The 7675-nt window shown below is 33.5% G+C and carries 5 protein-coding genes; 1 reads left to right on the top strand and 4 read right to left on the bottom strand.

Annotation, left to right across the window (positions count from 1 at the left end; genetic code table 11):
* Both B2745_RS08060 and B2745_RS08055 read right to left on the bottom strand, forming a co-directional pair.
* Nucleotides 1-1349: TonB-dependent receptor plug domain-containing protein (locus B2745_RS08060; RefSeq protein WP_304065137.1), on the bottom strand; the 1349-nt coding region annotated here is incomplete at its 3' end.
* 19 nt (nt 1350-1368) lie between these two features.
* Nucleotides 1369-2643, bottom strand: a complete 1275-nt coding sequence (locus tag B2745_RS08055; protein ID WP_304065134.1) for a hypothetical protein — start codon at nt 2641-2643, stop codon at nt 1369-1371.
* A gap of 580 nt (nt 2644-3223) precedes the next feature.
* Between B2745_RS08055 and B2745_RS08050 the strand changes: the two genes are divergently transcribed.
* Nucleotides 3224-3739 (top strand): hypothetical protein, encoded by a 516-nt coding sequence (locus tag B2745_RS08050; RefSeq protein WP_304065131.1) that lies wholly within the window; start codon nt 3224-3226, stop codon nt 3737-3739.
* 283 nt (nt 3740-4022) lie between these two features.
* Here B2745_RS08050 and B2745_RS08045 read toward each other — a convergent pair whose 3' ends face one another.
* Both B2745_RS08045 and B2745_RS08040 read right to left on the bottom strand, forming a co-directional pair.
* Nucleotides 4023-6674 (bottom strand): DEAD/DEAH box helicase, encoded by a 2652-nt coding sequence (locus tag B2745_RS08045; protein ID WP_304065128.1) that lies wholly within the window; start codon nt 6672-6674, stop codon nt 4023-4025.
* Nucleotides 6674-7669 carry a HamA C-terminal domain-containing protein gene (locus tag B2745_RS08040; protein WP_304065125.1) on the bottom strand — a complete coding sequence of 332 codons (996 nt, stop codon included), beginning with the start codon at nt 7667-7669 and terminating at the stop codon, nt 6674-6676. Before B2745_RS08040 ends, B2745_RS08045 begins: the two co-directional genes overlap by 1 nt.
* Nucleotides 7670-7675 lie beyond the last annotated feature (6 nt).

Here is a 7675-nt window from a genome sequence, read left to right as displayed (position 1 = left end):
CCTGTGATAAAACTTCTATAGTCTTTATCTACAGCGGCAGCACTGCCATCTGCATTTCTTAAAACGGCATAGGGGTATAGTTGTCTGGCTCCTAGGCGCAATTGGTTATAGCCAATACCGGCAAAAGATGGGGCTTGCTCTTGCTGCCTGTTACTGTAGAGTATATCTGCACTGATTTCTATATTTTTTATAGGCTTCCAAAACTGACTGGTTTTTAGGGTAAGCCTATTTTGTTGGTTACTTTTTAAGCTTTGCAGATTTTCATCATAGCCTAAAGAAAAAGTATAATGATTTTTACTGGTGCCTCCGCTCATTTGCAGGGCATATTGGCTATTTACTGCCGGGCGGTATACTTCCCTCAGGTACTCTTCTCTAACGTCTATAGTGCTTAAATCATTGATTTGCTCTTCGGCACTGGCTGTACTGATGCGCCCATCTCTGGCTGCTATCAAGAGCTCTACCACGGGAGATAAAGCTGGCCTTCTGAGGTTGTTTTCCTGACTTTGGTAAAAGCCTCTGCTAAAAAGGTCTCGCTCTATAGCGATATAACTTGAGCTAGAAAGCTGAGGAAAGTCTAATAACCTGGGCTTGGCTGTGATATTGATGTTGCTGTTAAAATTAACTTGAAATGGCTTTTGGTAGTTCCCCTTTTTTGTTGTGATCACGATAACGCCATTTCCTGCTCTGGCTCCCCAGATAGATGCTGCTGCGGCATCTTTTAAAATACTGATGCTTGCTACATCATTGGGGTTAATGCTATTGATGTCTCCTTCATAAGGAAAATTATCCAGAATAATGAGGGGTGAGGCATCTGCATTGATGGTATTAACTCCCCGGATGCTGAGGCGGTTGGTATTGCTATTGGCATTGATATTGAAATCTCTCTTATCAAATTGTAGGGCTGGGGTAAGGGCTTCTAAGCGACTTAAGATATCTGTACTTACGCCTCTGTTGATGAGCTCAGTATTTAAGTTCTCAAATGCTCCGGTTGCTCTTTCTTTTGGTACTTGCTGGTAACCTGTTGCTACGGTTACGGCTTCTAATTGGTAACTATCGGCTTGTAAGGTAATTTGTAAGGTATCTTTTAAAGGTAGGTTAAGCTGTTGCTGATAGGCTTGATATCCTACAAAGCTAATGCTTAAGCTGATTTGTTTCTGGCTGCTTGTTAGCGTAAATAGACCTTTGCTATCGCTGGTACTTTGCTGACCACTGGCCAAGCTAACGGTTGCCCCTGCAAGGGCTAAACCTTCTGGGTTGGTGATGATACCGCGAAGGGTATAAATTTCTTGCGCCCATGCGCTAGACAGGCTGAGGTAGCTGATGAAGAGGTAAAATAGATATTTAGACATGTGGTTTAGATTTGTGGGTTTAAGGATTTTCTTCTATGATTAAAAAGGTGACTGCTTGCTGTGCTTCTTCTAGCACCAAATGGTTGGGGGCTAAGGCTTGGTTTAGAGATGCTAAATCTTTGAAGCTAGTAAGTTGCCCCAGCTTGATGCTTACAGGCTGTTTCCAATGCGTAGCATCTATGACTGGCGGGTTGCTTTCTTCTTTGTTAAGCTCGTACACCAATGCTTTGATATACTCGTTCTCTAAACGTTTATGGCCCTGATGGCTTAAGGTGTTTAGTGCCCTTCCTCCTGTTGCCAAGGGTGCTGGCCCGGTACTTTTAAGCAACCATACCTTAACGGTCCTGCTTTCTAGCCTGCAATGCATCCCGGTAAAATGGTTGATGTCTGCCAGCATGCGTGATAGCCTGATGTTTGCAGGGGTATGTATAGGTAAAATAGATTCATAGCTGTAGCTGTAATGGCGGTTCCAAGCTTCTTGGTTGTGCAGGGTATCTGGCACCTGATAGCGCCAGCGGTTTTTTACCTTCCACAGTACCTGATTGGGTGGATAGCCTAGAAAGCGGCCTATGCTCATGAGGTATAATTTGTATAATGGGAAATTGACTACCCATGTTCTGATAGTGCCTTGCAGGCTATCTGCCTCTACACCAAAAGCCGGACTAAAGCCTTGCTGATGGCCCAATAAGGTGCTGTAGTAAGGATTGACGCTGGTTCTACTTTTTAAAAAGGGCTGCTTTAATAAGGCTGGGTTTTGATCTATTTTGGTGGGGACTGCTAAAGCTTTAGCACTAATTAGATGGCTCAATTGCAGGCTATCCAAATCATCTGCATGGCTGATGGCTTTAATGTAATGCTGCTTATCCAGCCAAACAGCATGTGGTTTTATACGATGCGGAAATAATTGCGCTAGCGTAGTGTCTTGCAGACATAGCAGGTTACTATTTTCTGCTTTTTGCAGTACTGCTGTGGCAGAGATGGTTATAAACTGTATATCTTTCTGAAAATATTGCTGCAAGCGCTGGTAATGTTTAAACTGCTGCCTGGCTTCTTTGCATTGGGGGTTCCAAAATATCAGGACCATTGCTTTGGAGCTTTTTAAAGCTTGTTGCAATTGAGGCAAGCTTTGGACTTCTGCTTGTTGGAGGGTGAGCTGCTCCCCTATTTGTAAAGCTTGCTGGGCTTTGGCTTTTTTGCTGAATACTACCACAACTAGTAGTAATACAAGCAGTTTGATGGTATTGTACCTCCTAAAAAAAGGCCGTAGATATTCTATACGATGTTTATCGTTCATTTTTTTGTGTATGGGTTTAAGAGTATGTCACATTGAGCGGAGTCGAAATGTTATCAATTACCACTCTTCTCAGATAGAAAAAACCGGCCGGGCTATTAACAGCTTTTTAACTTATTTCTTGGGATGCAATGGGCCAGACCGGTTGATGTCTTAAACACTATACCGGACTTTTAATGATGTTTTTAAACAAATTTTTAAGGGATGCAGCACAGCGCATAGCTTTAAGTGCTGTTTGCTGTTGGGATGGGTAAATGTTACTCGTTTTCATATTATGATGTTAACGAGTCTTTTTGGATGGAATGCTTAAATACATGTGGGACCGCATACCATGTCCACTTAAAGTTTCTCAGGCCTTACGAAGCATGGATTTACAGCAGTCCCACATCTATTTCGAAGTACCAAAGGTACAACAAAATAAGATATGGGCATTAATCTGCTGTTCTTGCGCTTCGGCCTGAGAATTCGTGGTCGCAAGACTCTTATTAATACCTATTTATAAATTCAAATATAAAAAAAACTAACATCAAAAAAAGAATTTTATGTCACTTTTTGTAATTAATTGTTAATTGACATTAGCCACATGGCTATTCTCAACAAAGAGTTAATTACAAAAAATCTATTTGTACTATTAGAATTCTCTGGTATATCTGATATAAGTTATGCCAATCTACTAAATGTATCTTCTAAACAAATAAAAAGGATTAAAAAGGGTGAAGCGGAATTCAGTATTGATAACATTAATAAGTCTTGTGACTTCTTTAAAGAATCATTCGATAGAATAAATAACAAAGAAATTATACCTGATACTAATTACAGAAAAAAGTTACTAGACATTCATAAAGATAACACAGAGTATAATGCTATACTTGAGAAAAGACCATCTATTACGTATGCCATTAATTTCGAATTATTAAATAATGAGAAATTTCTAAAAGGAAAATTAACAGTAAAAGAAATTGGTGAAATTTTCAGAGACAAAGGTTGGGTATTTACAAGCTCTTATATATCATTAGCTTTGAAAAGGAACTTAGATAAAATTAAGGTAGAACCTCATTTAAATAAAAAAGCTGTCTTTGTTTATAGTAAAAAACTTTAGTATAAAGCTTTGGAGCGGTGATTTTGAATGCTTTATGATATTTTTTATTAAAGTAAAATTTTTCATTTAATCACTAGCCGTCCTTTTGGATAAATACTGTGCTTGTTGCACAACTAGTTTTAACTGTCGTTTTCTACAAAATAAACGTCTCTGTAATCTAGCAGAAAGTTACAAATTTAATTTTGTAACCAAATATTAAATTCCGATAGGCTTCGTTGAGTACAAAGAACGGATAAAATCGCTCAGTCTTAGTTGTACAACATCCAACTTTGTTATGTACAGTTTATTTATAAATTTTAACGTTTAAAAAATTATTCTTAGCAAGAAATTTATTGTAAATGGGTTCAAGACCTGTAACATAATCTTGAGATTTTAACCACTTCAATACATCAGCATTTTCTTTATCATTTTTATAAAAATCTGTTTGTACAAAAATCTTCTTTAAGTTCAATGAGATAGTTCTTGGAATGCCATTGGTAATCATCGTAATGACCAATTTATCTTGAGAGCCAAGCTCTATAGCAGATGCTAATCCTAAAGTCGATTTATAAGTTTCTTTTTGTTCGTCATTAAGTATATTTTCCAATATATCAACTAATAGTTTGATATATCTAAGTAAATTAAATGTTATAACCTTATTTGTTATCTTAATAACTTCTTTAATTTTTCTATTGATATCTACAGAATTACTAGGGTTAATTCTTTTCTTGTCAGATATTCGTAGATCGCTAGAATAATATTTAATTGCACTTGCAATTATTTCTCCCAAACTATTACCCTGAATCCACTTAAATGTGTTAGTACAGATGGTACTAGGATTAACATCATTAAGATTATCACTCTTCCAACTCTCATATGATATTTTAAACATTTCATCCAATCGCAAAATAACTGAATGTAGTTGCCAATAAGAACTCTTATCTTTATATTCTAACTTTTCAGCATCTTCTCTTCTTTGATTTGAAATTGAAAAGGATTTAGGATCAATTACCCAACTTAGAATATCATTAATAACATCTTTATATAGTTTATCTTGAAGCAAAGGATCAATAGTAGGATTTTGTTTTATAACATCATAAGGAATTTGTACATCTTTTATTGAATCATTAATTTGGTTAATAAAGTTGATTTTTTTAGTTTCTTCAAGGTTATGTTTATCAAAAAATATTTCTAAAGAACCGTCGTTCTTTAGCGCCTTATTCCGTAGTGATGTTATTATATTTTTGTTTTTTTTACTATCAATTTCTGTTGAAGTTTTTTTTAAATCACTGGATGTAATTTCTGGTAAAGCCCTAGAACTTGATGTTTTAACCTCTTTTGTGTAGCTTGCTTCATAGTATTCTTCAGCCCAATCAGTTTTATTTTCTTTGCTAACGCAATAAATGGTACCATATAAAGTATTTTTAATTCTTCCAGCTCGTCCAATAAGGTTACCAAATTCAAAGTCAGTTAATTTTTCAGTGTTTTTCTTAGGTATAATAACAAATAAATTATCAGCAGGTAAGTTAACTCCTTCAAGTAATGTAGAAGTACAAAACAAGGTTTTTATAATACCTCGTTCAAAAAGGTTTTCAATTTCTTTTCTAGCGAATTCAGATAGATTACTACTATGGAATGCAATTTTTTTCTTTAAACATTCAACAAGATAGTATTTAGGATGTATATCTGTTTTTAAATATTTTATTAAATCATTTAAATCATCTTGTAAAATATTATCAATATCTGTAATTGATTTGGCATATTCCAAAGCCCATGTTTCAGCCATGTATCCATCTGGTGCATAAACTAAATTTCTTTCATTTGCATTGGTTAAAGCCGCTATTATTTTACTCAATCCTTTTCCATAATTAGATTTAAAAATAGCTTCAATTTTTTCAATTGTAATTATATCATCAAGCTTATAAAAAGCTTTATTGTTTATAAATAATTTCAGTGAAATTGCATCCTGATTTAATTCAATAATTGTTTTTAGTTGAAATACAGGGGACAAATTAGAGTCAACAATTTTACTTTCTTTATCAAAAAGTTCTTTAAATATTTCTTTTGGATTAGAAATAAATGGTCCTGCTGTAATTATTTTAGTTTTATCAATTTTCGAAAATTCCTCATATACATACTCAAAAAGATTACCTCTTCCATCTTCGTTCTCCACATTTTGTATTTCATCAATAAAAATTAGATTAGGTAATAACAACCCTTTTTCAGAATTAATGATTTTTATAGCTCTTTCTGGAGTAATTACATAAATTACTTTTTTATCTAATTCTATATTATCTTCAATAAATGCATTCTTAACTAGTATGTCATCAATATTTTCTCTTAATTCTTCACTTACTTGATTTATAAGTGCTCTTGATGGCACAATATAGTATACGCAATAATTCTCTTTGACTTTTAATTCCTCTTCAATACAAATCTTTAAGATAAATGACTTTCCTGATGAGGTTGGTGCAGATATTGAGACATATTTTTCTTCTTTTATTGTCTTAAAAAGGTCTTTTTGAAAATCAGTTAATAAGTAAGGTTTATCATTGACTAAAATTGAATTTTCTAGACGTTTATTTATTAACTCTTGTATTAAAACTACGTCTTCGTTAAATGAATTAGATTCATCTGTATTACCTAATTTTTGTAAATGTCTTGTAGCTGTTAAGTTTCCGATTCTAGAAAAAAGGATGTATGAAACTTTTAGAGTTTCAATATTATTTTGATTGTTTAAGAAAAGAAGAATAGCAAGATCTTGAACTTTTTTTAAGTGTTGCTCATCCTTACTTTCTGCAAGTATAGATGCCAGCCATACAGCTTTTCTAACTTCAAGAGGATCAGTTTTAACCTTTGAAATGGACCTAATTTTTTGACTTAAAAGGTTTATTACATTTTTCTCTAATACAGCATTTAAGCATCTATTATTGTATATACTTTCAAAATTTTTCATTATACCTCTGCACTTTTTGAATATGGTACTTTATGAATATTGAAATACATACCTTCTCTAAATAGATCTATATCATTAAAAGGAAAGCAGAAAAAGTCAAGATATACTTTTTTTAAATGTGGAAATGATTCTATTTTTTTTTGTATTATATCGATAATTTCATTTTTTTTATTGGAGAGGTGAAGTGTAATTAGACTTTCTAAGTCTTCTTTATCTGCTGCTTTAGTTTCTAAATTACCTAAAGTAGAGGTATTATACATTAATAAAATAGGATGGACAGTTACTTGATTTTGGAATTTTTCGGTACCTGGTGTTAATCGTTCAAAAATTTCTTCGTAGTCGGTATCGTTTTCATCTACAGTTAGAGATTTATGAGCAACAATAAATTCCATATTATTAAATTCATGCTGTGTTTTAGAATCGTGAAAACGGTTTAGAGAATCAAAAGCTTCATTAATAGATCTAGCCCGATCTTGTGTGATTTTTGCCTCTCCGATAAAAATTGCTTGTCCTACTTTTCCATTTGTAAATTCGTAATTGCCTAAAAATATACCATCACCACCTTTAACTTGGTCTTTGCCATTTGTTAGTCCTTCAATTTTATGAGCTACCATTTTACATTTTAAAATGCTTTCGCATAATGCAAATAAAAGTAGCTCACCATATTTACCATCTGTAGAAGGATCTTTTTTACCGAAAAAAGCTTGGGCTTCATCGCTCAAAGCTTTTGGTAATCTTTTTTCTGCTAGATCTTCTTTATACTTACTTTTAAGGGCGTTTATTTTTTTTTTATGAGAATCTACTGATAGTGCATAATTAGTTAAATAAAATCCTAACTCTTCTATTAATGCATTACAGCAAAATTTTGTACCTGTAACTTTAGGTGTGTAAGCTCTTAAAATCAACTTTGGTGATTTTTCAATAAAATGATTTACTAATATTCTGGCAGTCCATTCAATATCAATTTTTATTTTTTGTTCCCAGTCGATGCTCATACAGAA

It is taken from the genome of Pedobacter glucosidilyticus (genome assembly GCF_002483235.1).
In the GTDB taxonomy this organism is placed as follows: Bacteria; Bacteroidota; Bacteroidia; order Sphingobacteriales; family Sphingobacteriaceae; genus Pseudopedobacter; species Pseudopedobacter glucosidilyticum_B.
Note: the sequence above shows the minus strand (reverse complement) of the source record. Positions and strands in the feature narration are given on the sequence as shown.

Excerpts from the sequence above, each read along its gene's own strand:
- B2745_RS08055 (WP_304065134.1), bottom strand. The coding sequence starts at position 2,643 with ATGAACGATAAACATCGTATAGAATATCTACGGCCTTTTTTTAGGAGG.
- B2745_RS08050 (WP_304065131.1), top strand. The coding sequence starts at position 3,224 with ATGGCTATTCTCAACAAAGAGTTAATTACAAAAAATCTATTTGTACTA.
- B2745_RS08045 (WP_304065128.1), bottom strand. The coding sequence starts at position 6,674 with ATGAAAAATTTTGAAAGTATATACAATAATAGATGCTTAAATGCTGTA.
- B2745_RS08040 (WP_304065125.1), bottom strand. The coding sequence starts at position 7,669 with ATGAGCATCGACTGGGAACAAAAAATAAAAATTGATATTGAATGGACT.